We start from the raw sequence: 15,765 nt of genomic DNA on the forward strand, positions 1-15,765 counted from the left end.
AGGCTCAATGAGTATCAAGCTAATTAATAAGGACAAAAAACAGTTGGCTGTTTTCGTTCCTCAACATTTTAGCCAACAATTTTTTGCCCATTATTAGGGCGTTATATTGCTTTGTAAGGTCAAGTATTGAATTTAAAAGAAAGGAAGGAAAGCGGCATCTTATATGCGGTGTTCATTACCGTTCTGTTGTATTTCTTTTTTAAAATTACTTTAATTTTCTCTATAGTTTCAGTCAGGGATTCCACTTGCTTAAGCTCTATTTGGAGTAACTCTGATACTGTAATAACACCATTCTCTGCATTTTTTATTGTGGCAATATTTAGCTGCATTTGGTTATTTTATTGCGGTATAAAGTACAAACAAAAAGTAGGTAAATCGGCATATTTACTATTAGCCGTCGGAGCTGTGTTCTATTATTTTTGGTTCCAAGGTTTTTACGGTTTCTGGCAGCTAATGAGCTACGAGCAAAAGGAAATTACATTACAAGAGTTTTTTGAAAAAACAGGTGGTACAGAAAGGTTAAAGTTGTATGGTAGTGGCGCTAATCAAAATGTATTGTGTAAATCGCAGTATAACAAAGTAAATTAAAAGTGCGGACAAAAAACAGTGGGCTTTGTTCGTACCTCACAAATTATAGCCCACTATTTTTAGCCGTTTATTTGCGGCGTTATGTGTTTCGTAAAGTATGAGTTTCAAAAATAGCGACGAAGGTTTCGAATGTGAAACAGTACAAAAACATAATAAACTAGACAGATACTTTTATTTTCGCACTTTGATGAGCTACGTATCAGGCTTTAATTAGTGAAGAAATAAGTAAAGTATTACATAACAATCGTAAATTAATTAAGTGCTCACCTACTTTAATTTTTTCACAGGGAAGTTAAATGAACTTAAATCAAATTACATTACCTGTTACAGATATGGAAATTTCGACTAAATTTTATCGCGACTTAGGTTTTACTCAAATTGTAGACACCCCGCATTATGCTCGCTTTGAATGCCCAGACGGGGATTCAACTTTCTCCTTGTCTTTAGATCGAGGTGAGTTTGATTGTGGCACGGTAATATATTTTGAACATGAACAATTAGATCAACTGGTTGAGGCTTTAAAAGTTAAAGGTTTTGTATTTATACAAGAACCTACAGACCAGAGTTATTTATGGCGAGAGGCCGTACTGCATGATCCGTCAGGTCATAAAATTAAGCTATATTGGGCGGGTGTTAATAGGGTTAATCCACCTTGGCGTGTAGAAGTACGCAGCTAATACAAATCAGATCTTTAATTATGCAATGTTCAACTTTACGCTATTAAAATCTAACCTCAAAATACAAACAACTATCAGGCTTAACGCCATTGGCATTAAACCTGACAGCTCAAATTTAACCAATCAGCGTTAATTAGTCGGCATTAAATATATCTCGCGAACATTGTTGCGCTGGTTTGCTTCAATGGCAAACAGTACGGCGTCGGCTACATCTTGCGGGTCGAGCTTATCGGGCTTTGCTTCATCAAAAAATGGGGTGTTTACCATGCCAGGGGCTATGGTGGTACAGCGGCCGTTCCATTCGCTCATTTCCTCAGCTAAGTTTTGCCCAAACCCGTAAGCAAACCATTTAGTTGCACCGTAAATAGAGCCTTTTATTGGCTTACGGCCAGCGGCTGAGCTGGTTAATATAAAGTGGCCTTTGTTTTGGCGTAAATGGGGCAGGGTTGCTTTTGCCGTCCACAGCAGGGCTTTAATGTTTATGTCTATCATGGTTGACCATTCATCGGGATCGCCTTTTTCAGTGCCTGCGGTTGAAACGCCCATACCTGCGTTGGCAAATGCGGCATCTAGTCGGCCAAATTTTTTAAGCCCTTTTGTTACTACGTTTTCAAGTTCGGTAAAGTCGGTGGCATCTGCGGGTACACTCAGTGCGTTATCTTCACCTAATGACTCAACTAGTTCAGCTAATTTATCTTCACTTCTGGCGGTAAGAATGACTTTATGGCCGTTATTAACCAATGTTTTTGCACTCGCTTCACCTATGCCACTAGAAGCACCTGTAATTAGAACTACTTTTTCTTTCGCCATGATTATTTCTCCTATGTTTACATATTCAAAATTATAGAAATTCGATTAGTTAAATAGTGAATCGAATAAGACTTACCATAGCAGGCTGAAGTTAACCTAAATTGAACATATAGCGACTCATTTATTACTTTAATTTAGCTGTGTGTATAAAAAAATAGGTTAATTTTATTTATGGCTATATACTCGCGCGGCTTTTCGTTAGCGCGGTTGTTTTTTGTTCTAGTGTTAGATTTAATCACCGCAAAATAGAGTGAAAATAATCCTGTAGGGCCTATAGGTATTTGGTCGTTAACGTTAAATTATTAGCTAAAACGTATTTGGCTTATTTAAATTGTGCTGGTTGTCAGCCGTTTTTTGGAATATGTATGAAAGATAAACTTATTGTGTTTTGGCAAAGCCATTCAGAAACTATCATCACTTTAGGTTACAAAGTGGTATTAGCTTTGGCTATTTTAGTTGCGAGTGCACTTATTGCGCGTTCGGTTAAAAAAGCGATTAAAAATTCTAAATCGCCATTAAAAAAAGTAGACGAAACGCTACTGCCGCTGTTATCGAGCATTGCGGGGTATTTAGTTTACATAATTGCTGGGCTGTTTATTTTAGATATTTTTGGCGTTAATACGGCAAGCTTAATAGCGCTAATGGGCGCGGCGGGTTTAGCGATTGGTTTGGCGCTTAAAAACACCTTAAGTAATATTGCAGCCGGCATTATGTTATTAATACTTAGGCCATTTAAAGTAGGCGATTTTGTAGATGCTAGCGGCACGCTTGGCACAGTGAATGAAATAAACTTATTTACGACTATTTTTAAAACCACCGATGGCCTTTATATCGCATCGCCTAACGGTAAAGTGTGGGGCGGCAACATTAAAAACTTTACCCGCAACGGTAAAAGGCGCATGGATATAGTGGTGGGAATTTCGTACGCCGACTCTATTGATGTTGGCTTAAATGTACTTAAAGAAGTTGCCGAATCAGAAAGCCGATTACTTGCAGAGCCCGCACCTAAAGTAATGGTTACCTCAATAGGCGAAAGCGCAGTAAATATTCAATTACGTGCATGGGCTGTAAATGGCGATTACTGGCAAACCGTGTGGGATTTAAATAAGCGCGTTAAAGAGGCCATAGAAGGCGCGGGGCTGAGCATTCCGTTTCCGCAGCGAACGCTGCATATATCTGAGTCGATGGCATCGGCAATAACAGTAAGTAAAGAAACTTAAACTCTATTAGCATAAGCACAAATAAAAATAGCGAGCCTTGGCTCGCTATTTTTGTATTAGCCTTTGTGTTGGCTGAGGTATTAACCTTCTAATTGAAAGTCGTACACTGAGCCTAAGTTAAGCAGTTGGGTTAGTTCATCCAGTGCTTGGTAGCTTTCGGTAAGTAGGGCTGAATCGGCAAAGTCGTTTGCGCCTAATTTATCGCGGTAGTGACGTTTTGCCCAGTCACAAAGCTGTGTGTATTTAGTATCGGTTAAAATAACTTCTGGGTTTACAGCGCTTAGCTCTTGTTGGTTAAGGGCTACGCGTAAACGCAAGCATGCAGGGCCGCCGCCATTTTGCATACTTTGGCGCAGGTCAAAAAACTGCACTTGGTTGACTGGGTTATCCGCTAAAATCATTTCTTCAATGTAGGCGTTTACTGCGCTATTACGTTGGCACTCTTGTGGCGCTACTAATAGCATTGAGCCATCATCTAGGCTTACTAATTGGCTATTAAATAAGTAACTGCTTACTGCATCGCTAATGCTTACTTTATCGGTAGGTACTTCAATTATGTATAGCTGTTTGCTGCCGGTGTAGGCATCGCGAATTTCTTGCAGGGCATCTTGTTGGTTTAAAAATGCTTGCTGGTGGCAAAGCAATACGTTTGCGTTACCTACTGCAATTACATCGTTATGAAACACGCCTTGGTCTATAACATCTGGGTTTTGCTGCAGTAAAATTTGGCTCGATTCTTTTAAATTATGTAATCGGCAAATGGCTTCTGAAGCTTCTAGTGTTTGCCTTGCAGGAAACTTAGCCGGTTTTGGTAATTGGCTGTTAAAGGCACTTGCACCAAATACAAACATTTCTAGGCCTTGCTCGCCGTGGCTGTCGCAAAGTCGGGTATGGTTAGCCGCGCCTTCGTCGCCAAAAAAGCCCTGATCGGGTAAATGCGTGTGGTGTGCAAAGTAGCTATCGTTATTAAACATGGCTTTTAGTAAGCGGGTAGTTGTAGCAGGCTCTAGGGAGCGATGAAACTTATTGTTTAAATTAGCTGAGGTAAAATGCACTTTGCCATCGAGGGTGTCTGGCGAAGGTGAAACAGTGGCTGCATTGGCGGTCCACATTGCAGAGGCCGAATAACACGCGCGCAATAAAATAGGGTCGGCTTTAAATGCTTTATGAATAACTTGCGAGTCGTTGCCGGTAAAACCTAGGCGACGTAGTACGTTTAAATCGGGGCGTGCGTGGGGCGCAAACACACCTTGTGTTAGGCCTTTGTCGTGCATGGCTTTCATTTTTTCAAGGCCCTGTAACACAGCTTCTTGAGGGTTTGAAAAACTTGCCGCATTATTTAACGAGGCAACGTTACCATACGATAAACCCGCATAGTTGTGAGTAGGGCCAACTAAGCCATCAAAATTTACTTCTAAGGCGTGCATACACGTTCCAATCATATTGTTTTTAGTTACTTAACAATACAACGCAATGGCCGCGCTTGCAAAGCCTATAAATACGAAATTTATCGGCTGTAAACTCGCTCTTTATCGCACGTAGTATGGGTATTGCTCGGATCGTTTACCTGCCATACGCTAATGTCTAAACGCCATAGTAGGTAAAGGGTGTGGTATAGGTTAGCCATGGTATTTTCCTTGAAAGTTTCACTGAACACATCTGTACTTTGAAAGAATTATGCCAACTGTTAATTGAATATTTTATGAATACAAATCAGATATTTATTAAAACACTAAAAATAACTTTTGAGCGCTTAGCACCACTTTGGGGCTAAAAGGCTTAAAAGTTGCACCAAAAAGCCACGCAGCGGGTGCGTGGCGTATGGTTTATACGCTGTATTTAGCGCCCTACATTACCCTTTACTAGTGGGTCGAAGGACAGCACACTAAATTTTCCTTGGCTGGCATTTTTACCGTTATTTAATACTGGCGAGCGATGTAGCTCATCTACGGTAAAATATATTTTATGATCGGCGCCATAACTAAAGCCATCAGGCCAGCTTAAGCGCTCGTCTTTAAATAATACCTGGTATTTACCGCTTGGTTTTACCACGCCAATTGCGCCGTTGGTTATGTCGGTAACATATACATTGCCGCCGCCATCAACAATAATGCCGTCGGAAATGGGTTTAGTGCCGTAACGCGTTACTTTACTTTCAAGGGCGCTTGCGCTCAGGCTTTTATTGTTAATATCGCTTGTGGCAATACGATAAACCGACGTGCCAGACATAGAGCCAAAGTAAAGCCACTGTTCGCTTGGGTCGAGTGTGATTGGGTTTACCCCTAAACGTGCTGGTTGGCCGCCTAGTTTCATGGTGCGCCCTTCAATGACCATATCGATATTTTCGGCTGTGGTGTATGGGCTATTTTGTAAGACTCTGCGCGCCTCACCTGTTTTTAAATTTACGGTAATAATAGCGGCTTGGCTGCCTTGTGCGGTGTCGGCAATGTATACAACGCCGTGTTTATTATCGATAACTAAATCGTTTAAAAACGAGGTGTCGGTAATGGTGGGTTTAGCTAAATAAATTATTTTATGCAGCTGCTCTTTATTGGTATCCCATCCGACTAAACGCCCAGCATGATCAGGGCCTGATGTATCAAGCATCCATAACACGCCATCGGCAGATACATTTATGCCAAGTACGTCGTAAAAGCCTTTGCCGTTTTTATACGCGTATGCCCATTCTTCATTAGGGTAGGGTTTGGTGGTGCCATCGCTTAATAGCTCCATAATTTTTTGTTTTTGGCCGTAAAAACCATGTACCGATAAAAACTTACGACCCGAGGGCGTAATAGCAATATTACCCGGTGGGTGCTGCGCGTCGAATGTGGCTACTGTTTTTAAATCAGCGTTTTGATTAGCGGTATTAGCAAACACACTGCTGGTTAAAAACGCGGTGCTGCAGGCTGCAACTAAAAGTATTTTTTTAATCTGATTCATGGTTAAAAGCCTTCTAAAACAAGTTTACCGCGTGAGGTGTGCGATTCTAAAATTTGGTGTGCTTTATATAAATTAGCAGCGTTAATTAATCCTAAATTTTGCCCTAGCGTGGTTTTAAGTGTACCTGCGTCTATCAGTTCGCTAATTTCATTAAGTAAGGTGTGCTGCGCTGTTATATCGGCGGTAATAAATAGCGAGCGGGTAAACATAAACTCCCAATGCACCGATATACACTTACGCTTAAACTTTAAAATATCGAACGATGTAGGGTCATCTATTAGCGCAAATTTACCTTGCGGTTTAATACACTCTACTATTTGATCTTGGTATTGGTCGGTATGGGTTAAGCCAATAACGTAATCAAATTCAGCTAAACCTAGCTCTTTGCGCTGCTCGTTTAAGTTTTTAGAATGATCGAGCACGTGATCGGCTCCTAACTCTTTAAGCCAAGTTACGCTTTGCTCGCGCGATGCAGTACCTACCACGTTTAGCCCAGTAAGTTGCTTGGCAAGCTGTACTAAAATAGAGCCAACGCCACCTGCGGCGCCAATAACTAAAATAGATTGCTGAGTATTTTGCTTGTTTTTAGGCACTTGCAGGCGATCAAACAGCATTTCGTAAGCGGTAATACTGGTTAGCGGCAGCGCTGCGGCTTGTGCGTCGGTTAATGTTTTAGGCGCACGCCCTACAATACGCTCGTCGACTAATTGAAATTGCGCATTACTGCCTTGGCGCGATAAATCGCCAGCGTAAAATACACGATCCCCCACATTAAATAACGAAACCGACTCGCCAACGGCTTTTACTATGCCTACGCCGTCCCAACCTAATACTTTGTAGCCTTGCTCTGGCGTTACATTGGCACGTATTTTTGTATCTACAGGGTTTACCGAAATAGCCTTTACTTCAATAAGTAGGTCGTGCCCGTTAGCGGTTGGGGTATCAAGCTCAATTGCTTGTATAGAGCTTGCTGTAAGCGTTTTAGAGTTTTTGGTGTAGCCAAATGCTTTCATGTGGGTTCCTGATGATTTTAAGTACTTTTTAATATGCAAACACTATAGCTCAGTTGAAAAATAGAAAAAGACATGAAAAACTAAAGCACTTTCAAATTTTAATTGAAAACATGCGATCATTTAACGATATTCAAACCTTTATAGATGTAGCCAGTTGTGCCAGTATTTCTGAAGCCGCACGGCAAAACGCGCAAACCCCAGCGGCGGTAAGTGCAGCTATTAAGCGCCTAGAAAAAGATTTAGGAAACGTGCTGTTTATTCGCTCTACCCGCAGCTTACGATTAAGTGTGGCAGGGGAGCAGTTTTTAAGTTACGCCAAAGACTCCCTTTCGCTTATTCAACAAGGGGTAGCTGCAGTACAAACCGCTGTGGGCGAAGTAACAGGGACACTACAGGTATCGGCCCCGTGCGATTTAGGGCGTAATAAACTAAGTGAATGGCTTAATGAGTTTTTAGCGCAATACCCGCATGTAAAACTTAAACTGCACTTAAGTGACGAAGTAAGCGACATTTACAGCCAATCAATTGATATTGCACTGCGCTTTGGTGTACCAAAAGATTCGCAGTTAATTGCAGCGCCACTTTTTTTAAATAATGCGCGTATTTTAGTTGCCTCTCCTGAATATGTAGCAAACAATGGATTGCTTACACATCCCCTTAACTTAACGCAGCACACCACCATTACGTTTATGCGCTTTGGCGAAGTGTTTAAAGAGTGGCGATTTTATAAAAATGGCGCGGTTCAAAAAGTGCAGTTAAATTGCCAACACATAGTAAACGATGGCGAAATGGTTAGGCGCTGGGCGCTAGAGGGCAAAGGCATTGCATATAAATCATACTTAGATGTAATTGATGATTTAGCTAGTGGGGAGCTCGTTCATTTATGCCCCGAGTGGCAAAGCGATCCGCTACCGCTTTATATGATGTACGCCGACCGGCGACAAATGACCCCGGTGATCAGCGCATTTAGGGCGTTTATTCAACAAAAAATAACCGCGTTAGTTGGCTAACCCATCATCGTTTTTAGTTGTTAAATCGTTTACTACTAAATCAAGTAGCTGCATAAGCTTTTTAGCTTGTGTGGGGTCTACACTTTCAAACTTACATAATATATTTTTTGGAATATCAGCGGCTTCGTTTTTAAGGGCTTGCCCACTTTGGGTAAGCTGAATTAGGCGCTTACGCTTATCGTGCTCATCTTTAATAACAGCCAGCAGAGACTTTTCGGTCATTTTTTTGAGTATTTGGGTCATAGCGCCGCCATCAATAGCTGTTTTATCTATTAGCTGCGCTATGGTTACTTCATCTTGCTCCCAAAGTGCCATCATTACTACATACTGCGGATACGTTAAATTAAGTTCAGCCAAAGGCTCACGGTAAGCACGTGCAATGCTATTTGATGCCATATATAGCCTATGACACAGCTGATTTTTTAATTTTAGTTGCTCAAATGACATACCCAACTCCTAGTGCGTTAATACCTTCAACTCAAAAAACATTTTAATTTGCATGCAAAGTATTTGCAATCTCTAATTACTTGGCTTATTATTTTGCATGCAAAATAAATTAATTGATAAACTTTGGAGTTCACTATGAATGTATTACAAAACGTTGCCTACACAGCAAAAGCAACTGCAACCGGTGGCCGTGAAGGTGTAGCTAAATCAGACGATGGCCGTCTAAATGTAAACTTATCAACCCCAAAAGGGCTAGGTGGCGACGATGGACAAGGCACAAACCCAGAGCAATTATTTGCAGCTGGTTATGCAGCGTGCTTTATTGGTGCACTAAAATTTGTAGCCGGTAGCGAAAAAATTGCACTACCAAGCGATACACACATTAACTCTGAAGTCTCTATTGGCGCGATTGAAGGCGGGTTTGGCATTGCAGTTAAATTAGCTGTATCACTAGGTGATATGGATAAAACAGCAGCGCAAGAGCTGGTAAATAAAGCACACCAAGTATGCCCATACTCAAACGCTACACGCGGTAATATTGAAGTAGAGCTTTCGGTTATTTAATTAACCAATTACCTAACATTGTAATAGCCCAGTGGTTTGCCACTGGGCTTTTTTGTAAGCAAAGTTTATTAAATAGCTTTATAAATACATGAAAACAGCATGATTAAATTAACCCATGTACCATCAATTGACACAGCTGTATTTGTCTTGCAGTGATTAAGTAAGCAGCTCTTTAATGCTGAAAAATGTTGGGAGGATGAAAAGAGTTAAGGCGTTCTGCATGAACGCCGATAGAGGGCTGGCTTTATCGTCTGTATCGCCTGTATTGGGTGTGCTTACAGCCCTAACTCCGATAACCCTGGGTGATCGTCGGGGCGGCGTCCTTGGGGCCAATGAAATTTGCGCTCTGATTCTTTGATGGGTAAGTCGTTGATGCAAGCGAAGCGGTTTTGCATTAAACCATTTTCATCGAATTCCCAGTTTTCGTTGCCGTAGGAGCGAAACCAGTTGCCGCTGTCGTCGTGCCACTCATACGCGTAACGCACGGCAATACGATTTTCAGTGAAAGCCCATAACTCTTTTATCAGCCTATATTCCAATTCTTTTTCCCATTTTCCCGTTAAAAATGCAGCGGCTTCCTCACGGCTGTTCACGAAAGAGCTGCGATTACGCCATTTGGTATCCACTGTATAAGCAAGTGATACCTTTTCAGCGTTACGGCTGTTCCAACCATCTTCTGCTAGACGCACTTTTTCGATGGCGCTTTCGCGGGTAAAAGGGGGCAGTGGTGGGCGTGTACTCATGTTTAAATCCTCTTTGGGTAAAGTAACGTTGAATAACTTGTATAGGTTTCATCAATAAGTGACTTTGAATATTAACCTGATTAATTGAGCTACAAATCTAATATAACAGTGTCGCAATCTTTCGCTGGCACAGCGCAGCATAACAATACGTCTGATGGGTCAATATGCGCACTTGGCTTGGTGCGATACGTTACAGCACCACTTTTTAGTTTAACCGCACATGAGCCACATTGGCCGCTGCGGCAACTGTATGGTGGCGTAAGCCCTTTGCTTTCGGCTACGTCGAGCAGGGGCTTGTCACCCTTGTACCAGCTTTGTTCAATACCTGAGTGGGCAAACTTTATCACAGCAGATTCAGCCTCTAGCTCAGCGTGGTTGCTGGTATCTGTTGATTGGCGTGCTAAAGACGACGGCCCAAACGCTTCGGCGTGAATATCTTGATCTTTTACCCCAATGCCAATCAGTAAATCATACATACTTTGCATAAAACCTTGGGGGCCACACAGATAAAAGTCTTTGTCGAACAGCGACGGGAAATCGACGCTATGCTCTGTGGCCATTGCATTGAGTACGTCCATTAACAAGCTTTGGCTAATTCGCCCTTGGGATGTGTAATCGTTTGACGCAATAGCGTTATCTGTTTGATTGTTGTGCGCCTGACTTAAGACAGAATAATACTGAATACGCCTAGCGCTACGCTTTGCAATGTTGCTCAGCTCTGCATAAAAAGCGCGTTGCTCACTGTTTTTGGCCGCTTGAATAACTGCCATCGGGCGGATATAGCGAGTGCGAATACCTTCATTAAGGGCATCATTTGCCATAGCCACCATTGGTGTAATGCCCACACCCGCCCCTATTAAAATGGCTGGGCGCTGTTGTGTGTTATCGATAAAAAAATGGCCGCTTGGTGCTTTAATCTGTATTTCACTGCCAATCGATATTCGAGAATGCAAGGTACTTGATACCAGACCATACTCTTCACGTTTTACTGAAATACGGTAACCACTTTGCGATGGGGCACTGGATACAGTGTAATTGCGCACAAGCCAGTTTTCAGTATTTTGCTGCTTAATACGCAGGGTTAAATGTTGCCCTGGGGAAAATGGCAGTACAGGAGCATCATCTTTTGGCTGCAAGTAAAATGAGCGGATTGTACTGCTTTCGTCTTCGATTTTACTGACGGTAAATGCGCGCCACTGGTTACGTTTAGCTTGTGCTTTAACGATTGCTTCTGCCTGTGACCAAGTACCCGTTGCTTCAGAATTGGGAGAATAGCTGTTGAATTGAGCGCGAAATGGAAGTGCCGCTTTTAATGTCACCCCTTGGGTTAGGGTAAATTGCCAGCCGCGCTGCGCACCTTGAAACCCTTCTATTAAAGGTGAGTCACTCGCCAGCAATGTAACCGTGCCGGTTAACATAAAAACATCGCCGCTGGTAAAATCAACAAACAGTAACCCTGCCTTGGGGTTTAACACGAAATTACCCAGCGTATTGAAGAAGTTATTTCCTGCATAATCAGGAGTGGTGAGGGTGTTTTCGTCAACCTTTATAAAATCTGGCATGCCGCCACGGTGTGACACATCAATCCCCATAGCATTGTGGGCAGTTACCTGACGGTTTACTTCGTTTGCAGGTTCGTGACCCGCAGAACTGGCAACAAAAAACGTATCCGCTTGGCGGATAAAGGCCTTTAGACTATCACTTAGTTCAAAAAACGTTTCAGCACGTGGGGCCTTGTATGGCGCATCTGGCGAACGGATAAAGTGAAGGTCGCGAGTTTGAATATACTGCGGACAATTGCCAAAAGATTGCTCAACCTCTAAAGCAAATTGGTTGTTCGCTGAGCTGGTAACACAAGCGTTGATGCGGTTTCTACGCCGGGTCGACATTTCCAGTCCCAATAAACCCAATCGAGCACCTTGTGTGATTGCTGCGGCTAATGGATCACCTGATAAAATTGGGGTGTTTACTGTGAGCTGAGTCGGGGAAGGGGACTGCACGAAGCCCGGCTTTCCAGGCAAAATTGACGCCCAAAGTTGCCCCTTATCTGATGTACTACCCAACACCATGAACGGCAGTTGCTGGAAAAACTGCCTATGTTGATCTGGCATGTATGGGCGGATTGCGCGACGGCCAATATTGTCCATCTGCTCCAGAGCACCTACACTGGCTTGCAACTGACGTTCACCATCGTGAAATGGAGCATAGCGATTGCTTGGTTCCATGGGGCCTCCAATACGGGTAAGTTAATTTGCTTGATTGGTATGACTGGGCTTAGCACCCAGTCAAAAAAGGTAAGTCAATAGGTTAGGCAACGAGACCTGCTTTAGTCGTTGCCATTGGCTTAAACCCATCTAGTGCCTCTACATTTGCTAAAAAGCGACGAACATTTGGGTACTCAGCCAAGGACACATTACCCTCAGGAGCATGGGCTGTGTACGTATAAATAGCGATATCGGTTATGCTCGGGCTTTCTCCTACCAAAAACGCTCTATCCTCTAAATGTGCATCCAGTTTTTTCAACACGTTGTGGGCTGTAGCAATCGCAAAGTCAGCATCCAAGGTTGCGTTGAACACGGTAACTAAGCGTGCATTGCACGGGCCAAAAGCAATTTCTCCTGCCGCCAATGACAAGAACTTTTGCACTTGGGCTTCAAGCACGGCATCGGTAGGTAAATAGTTCGGCGCGTATTTACGTGCTAGGTAAACCAGAATGGCATTTGAATCACTGACAACCGTGTCACCGTCTTCTAATACGGGTACTTGACCCGCAGGGTTTAGGGCTAGAAAGGGGGCTTTTTTGTGCTCGCCGTTGGCTAAGTCAACATTGATTACTTGGTGGGCGATACCAGCGATGTTCGCAAATAACTCGACACGCTGAGCGTGGCCTGAAAGTGGGAATGAATGAATTTTGACTGCATTTGACATAATAGATCCTCTGTTAGGTATAAGGTTAACTGGCCTTGTTTGGGCTTATCTTTGCGTTCGAACAAATAATAGGCGCTGAATTTCTTATGTACAAAACATTGATTTATAGAAATACTGTGTACAATATGTTCATAAAGTGATTGGGATATTAAACGAGGTTTTATGGATACCATTGACGGCATGCGCACCTTTATTGCGGTGGCAAAGCAAAAATCTTTTACAGGTGGTGCCAAACAACTAGGCATAAGCACTAAACTGGCGAGTAAATACATTGCTCAGCTGGAGCAAAAACACGGTGCTTTGTTGTTCCACCGTACTACGCGCAGTGTTACGTTGACCGAAACTGGGCAGGCGTATTTTGTGCGATGCGTTCCTTTGTTGGAACAATTTGAAGAGTTAGAAGATGTCATTCAGCATCGGCAGTCTGATCTGTCTGGCACGGTTCGCTTAACCGCACCTACCGCATTTGGCAGTACTAAATTAGTCGATGCACTGGCCCCATTTTTAGCCAAGCATCCGAAAATTAATGTTGAGTTGAACTTGTCTGATCAGTATGTGGCTATCATCGATGAAGGTGTGGATGTTGCTGTGAGGTTTGGGCCGTTGAAGGATTCAACGCTGATCGCAAAAAAATTGATGGATATGCGTATTGTTTTTTTTGCCTCTCCTGAGTATTTAAAGCGCAATGGCACACCAAGCCATCCCCGTGCGCTGGCGACACACAATTGTTTATTGCAAACTTCTCAAAACGACCCCGAAAACTGGAAGTTCAAGGAAGATGGCAGTACGTTCACCGTTAATGTTAGCGGCGATTTTGCTTCTAACTCCCCCAGAGCCGTCACCCACATGGCTTCTCAAGGGCTGGGAATAGGCATGGGCCCACAATACGTGACAGAGCCTTACGTAAAAGACGGCTCATTGCAGTTACTGTTCGAACCCTACGAAGCAAGCATATTGGAATTAAACGCAGTGTATGCTTCAAACCGCCACTTACCGGCAAGAATACGAGCATTACTTGATCATCTTGCGCTTTCTTTTGCAACTTAGTGGTAATTACCTCAATAGCTACTGTGCAGGCACAATGTATAACGTATCTGCTTATTGATTTAGAGTTTGCTTGTGAAGTAGAGCAAAGCGTAGGGCATCTTTTTATCGCACAGACCTGCGTAAATACCTTGTTAGCATAAGGCTTTAAATTGCAGCAGCGATAAAGCACACCAAGTATGTCCATACTTAAACGCTACAAAAGCCCAGTGGTTTGCCCTGGGCTTTTTTGTGCGCTGCAATTTACTAGAGATCACATTAATTGAAGCGGACTTTAAATAAATATATGAAAAATCGTATATTCACTATTTCATATGTTCTAATTTTGTTTTATTGTATGCACACTAACTAAACGAGGATGCTATGGAACAACTCAACCCACTTCAATTTTACAAATGCTTAGCCGACGATACGCGCTTAAAAGCCATGTTATTAATTAGCCATGAGCAAGAGCTATGTGTGTGTGAGCTTGTTGCTGCGCTTGAACTGAGCCAACCTAAAGTGTCGCGCCATTTAGCGCAGCTTAGGCAATGTGGCTTATTGAACGACCGTAAGCAAAATCAATGGGTGTATTACAGCATTAATAAAGCCCTGCCACAGTGGGCTCTTAGCGTAATAGCACAAACCAAAAATGAAAATTCTGCGTTTTATAACGACGATTTAAATCGACTCAATGCAATGGGTAATCGCCCTGAGCGTGCAGCAAGCTGCTGTTAATTAAGCAAATTGATATAACTTTACTAAAGGTATTTATTATGACAATTAAAGTAGGTATTAACGGCTTTGGCCGTATGGGACGTTTAACACTGCGCGCAGCACTAGAGTGGCCAGAAGTAGAATTTATTAAAGTAAACGATGTAGCGGGCGATGCTAAAACACATGCCCATTTATTAGAGTTTGACTCAGTGCACGGGCGTTTAGCGCACAGCGTTACAGCAAACGAGAATAGCTTTAGTGTGGCTAAACATACTATTGCCGTTACCAATAACAAAACCATTAGCGATACTGATTGGTCTGATTGCGATGTAGTAATAGAAGCCAGCGGTAAAATGAAAACCACTGAGCTGTTAAATCAATATTTAGCACAAGGTGTTAAGCGCGTTGTGGTAACCGCTCCGGTAAAAGAAGACGGCATTTTAAATGTGGTTATGGGTGTTAACGATGATTTATATAACCCAAATGAGCACAAAATTGTGACTGCGGCTTCGTGTACGACTAACTGTTTAGCGCCTATTGTAAAAGTACTACAAGAAAAAGTAGGCATTAAGCACGGCTCAATGACCACTATTCACGATATTACCAATACTCAAACTATTATTGATGCGCCACATAAAGACTTACGCCGAGCTCGTTCGTGCGGGTCAAGTTTAATACCCACCACAACCGGTAGTGCAACAGCCATTACGCATATATTCCCTGAGCTAAAAGGTAAGTTAAATGGCCATGCCGTGCGCGTACCTTTAACTAACGCATCTATTACCGACTGTGTATTTGAGCTTGAGCGTGGAGTTACTGCAACAGAGGTGAATGAATGGTTTGCTCAGGCGTCTAAAAACGAGCTTGCAGGTGTATTAGGTTACGAAGAAAAACCGCTGGTATCGATTGATTACAAAACCGATCCACGCAGTAGCATTATTGATGCGCTTTCTACCATGGTTATTAATAACACCCAGCTTAAATTATACGCTTGGTACGATAACGAATGGGGCTACGCTAATCGTACCGCCGAGCTTATGCTTAAAGTTGCTAAAAGTGACGTGGTTTAACCATTTATAAGG

At 42.6% G+C, this 15,765-nt stretch carries 16 protein-coding genes; 8 read left to right on the forward strand and 8 right to left on the reverse strand.

Features of this window, described 5'->3' with window-relative positions; translation table 11 throughout:
• Positions 1–126 precede the first annotated feature (126 nt).
• The gene (locus CWB65_RS00005) at positions 127–588 is read left to right on the forward strand and encodes a hypothetical protein (protein ID WP_138739514.1); all 462 of its coding nucleotides are present in this window, start codon (positions 127–129) and stop codon (positions 586–588) included.
• A gap of 296 nt (positions 589–884) precedes the next feature.
• A complete protein-coding gene (locus CWB65_RS00010; RefSeq protein ID WP_008130011.1) occupies positions 885–1,265 on the forward strand; it encodes a VOC family protein in 381 nt (126 codons plus the stop codon).
• A gap of 129 nt (positions 1,266–1,394) precedes the next feature.
• On the opposite strand, the gene CWB65_RS00015 is transcribed toward CWB65_RS00010, so the two are convergent.
• Positions 1,395–2,075: an SDR family oxidoreductase gene (locus tag CWB65_RS00015; RefSeq protein ID WP_004587015.1), complete on the reverse strand. Its 681-nt coding sequence runs from the start codon at positions 2,073–2,075 to the stop codon at positions 1,395–1,397.
• Between the two features lie 365 nt (positions 2,076–2,440).
• Here CWB65_RS00015 and CWB65_RS00020 point away from each other — a divergent pair, with 365 nt between their 5' ends.
• Complete coding sequence (locus CWB65_RS00020; protein WP_058429943.1) at positions 2,441–3,295, forward strand: mechanosensitive ion channel family protein; 855 nt, start codon at positions 2,441–2,443, stop codon at positions 3,293–3,295.
• An 80-nt stretch (positions 3,296–3,375) separates the two neighbouring features.
• Here the strand turns inward: CWB65_RS00020 and astB are convergent, their stop codons facing one another.
• From astB to CWB65_RS00035, 3 genes are all read right to left on the reverse strand, one after another.
• Positions 3,376–4,722, reverse strand: coding sequence for an N-succinylarginine dihydrolase (gene astB, locus CWB65_RS00025; RefSeq protein ID WP_138739515.1), 1,347 nt, complete (start codon positions 4,720–4,722; stop codon positions 3,376–3,378).
• 412 nt (positions 4,723–5,134) lie between these two features.
• Positions 5,135–6,238: an L-dopachrome tautomerase-related protein gene (locus CWB65_RS00030; protein WP_138739516.1), complete on the reverse strand. Its 1,104-nt coding sequence runs from the start codon at positions 6,236–6,238 to the stop codon at positions 5,135–5,137.
• 2 nt (positions 6,239–6,240) lie between these two features.
• Positions 6,241–7,251, reverse strand: a complete 1,011-nt coding sequence (locus CWB65_RS00035; protein WP_138739517.1) for a zinc-binding alcohol dehydrogenase family protein — start codon at positions 7,249–7,251, stop codon at positions 6,241–6,243.
• Between the two features lie 110 nt (positions 7,252–7,361).
• Here CWB65_RS00035 and CWB65_RS00040 point away from each other — a divergent pair, with 110 nt between their 5' ends.
• Complete coding sequence (locus CWB65_RS00040) at positions 7,362–8,261, forward strand: LysR family transcriptional regulator (protein ID WP_249365000.1); 900 nt, start codon at positions 7,362–7,364, stop codon at positions 8,259–8,261.
• On the opposite strand, the gene CWB65_RS00045 is transcribed toward CWB65_RS00040, so the two are convergent.
• On the reverse strand, positions 8,250–8,708 hold the full coding sequence (locus CWB65_RS00045; protein ID WP_138739519.1) for a MarR family winged helix-turn-helix transcriptional regulator: 459 nt from the start codon (positions 8,706–8,708) through the stop codon (positions 8,250–8,252). The genes CWB65_RS00040 and CWB65_RS00045 overlap by 12 nt on opposite strands.
• Positions 8,709–8,843: 135 nt before the next feature.
• Between CWB65_RS00045 and CWB65_RS00050 the strand changes: the two genes are divergently transcribed.
• Positions 8,844–9,272, forward strand: coding sequence for an organic hydroperoxide resistance protein (locus tag CWB65_RS00050; RefSeq protein WP_004587024.1), 429 nt, complete (start codon positions 8,844–8,846; stop codon positions 9,270–9,272).
• Between the two features lie 275 nt (positions 9,273–9,547).
• Here the strand turns inward: CWB65_RS00050 and CWB65_RS00055 are convergent, their stop codons facing one another.
• The 3 genes from CWB65_RS00055 to CWB65_RS00065 form a co-directional block, all read right to left on the reverse strand.
• Positions 9,548–10,015 (reverse strand): nuclear transport factor 2 family protein, encoded by a 468-nt coding sequence (locus CWB65_RS00055; RefSeq protein WP_008129990.1) that lies wholly within the window; start codon positions 10,013–10,015, stop codon positions 9,548–9,550.
• Between the two features lie 89 nt (positions 10,016–10,104).
• Positions 10,105–12,240, reverse strand: a complete 2,136-nt coding sequence (locus CWB65_RS00060) for an FAD-binding oxidoreductase (protein ID WP_138739520.1) — start codon at positions 12,238–12,240, stop codon at positions 10,105–10,107.
• 82 nt (positions 12,241–12,322) lie between these two features.
• Positions 12,323–12,943 (reverse strand): glutathione S-transferase family protein, encoded by a 621-nt coding sequence (locus CWB65_RS00065; RefSeq protein WP_138739521.1) that lies wholly within the window; start codon positions 12,941–12,943, stop codon positions 12,323–12,325.
• A gap of 162 nt (positions 12,944–13,105) precedes the next feature.
• On the opposite strand from CWB65_RS00065, the gene CWB65_RS00070 reads away from it, so the two are divergent.
• The 3 genes from CWB65_RS00070 (at position 13,106) to CWB65_RS00080 (ending at position 15,753) form a co-directional block, all read left to right on the forward strand.
• Complete coding sequence (locus CWB65_RS00070; RefSeq protein ID WP_138739522.1) at positions 13,106–13,990, forward strand: LysR family transcriptional regulator; 885 nt, start codon at positions 13,106–13,108, stop codon at positions 13,988–13,990.
• 360 nt (positions 13,991–14,350) lie between these two features.
• Entirely contained in the window at positions 14,351–14,704 is a 354-nt protein-coding gene (locus CWB65_RS00075; protein ID WP_138739523.1) for a metalloregulator ArsR/SmtB family transcription factor, read from the forward strand.
• A 38-nt stretch (positions 14,705–14,742) separates the two neighbouring features.
• Positions 14,743–15,753 (forward strand): ArsJ-associated glyceraldehyde-3-phosphate dehydrogenase, encoded by a 1,011-nt coding sequence (locus CWB65_RS00080; protein WP_138739524.1) that lies wholly within the window; start codon positions 14,743–14,745, stop codon positions 15,751–15,753.
• Positions 15,754–15,765 lie beyond the last annotated feature (12 nt).

The organism is Pseudoalteromonas sp. S554, assembly GCF_005930865.1.
Lineage (GTDB): Bacteria > Pseudomonadota > Gammaproteobacteria > Enterobacterales > Alteromonadaceae > Pseudoalteromonas > Pseudoalteromonas marina.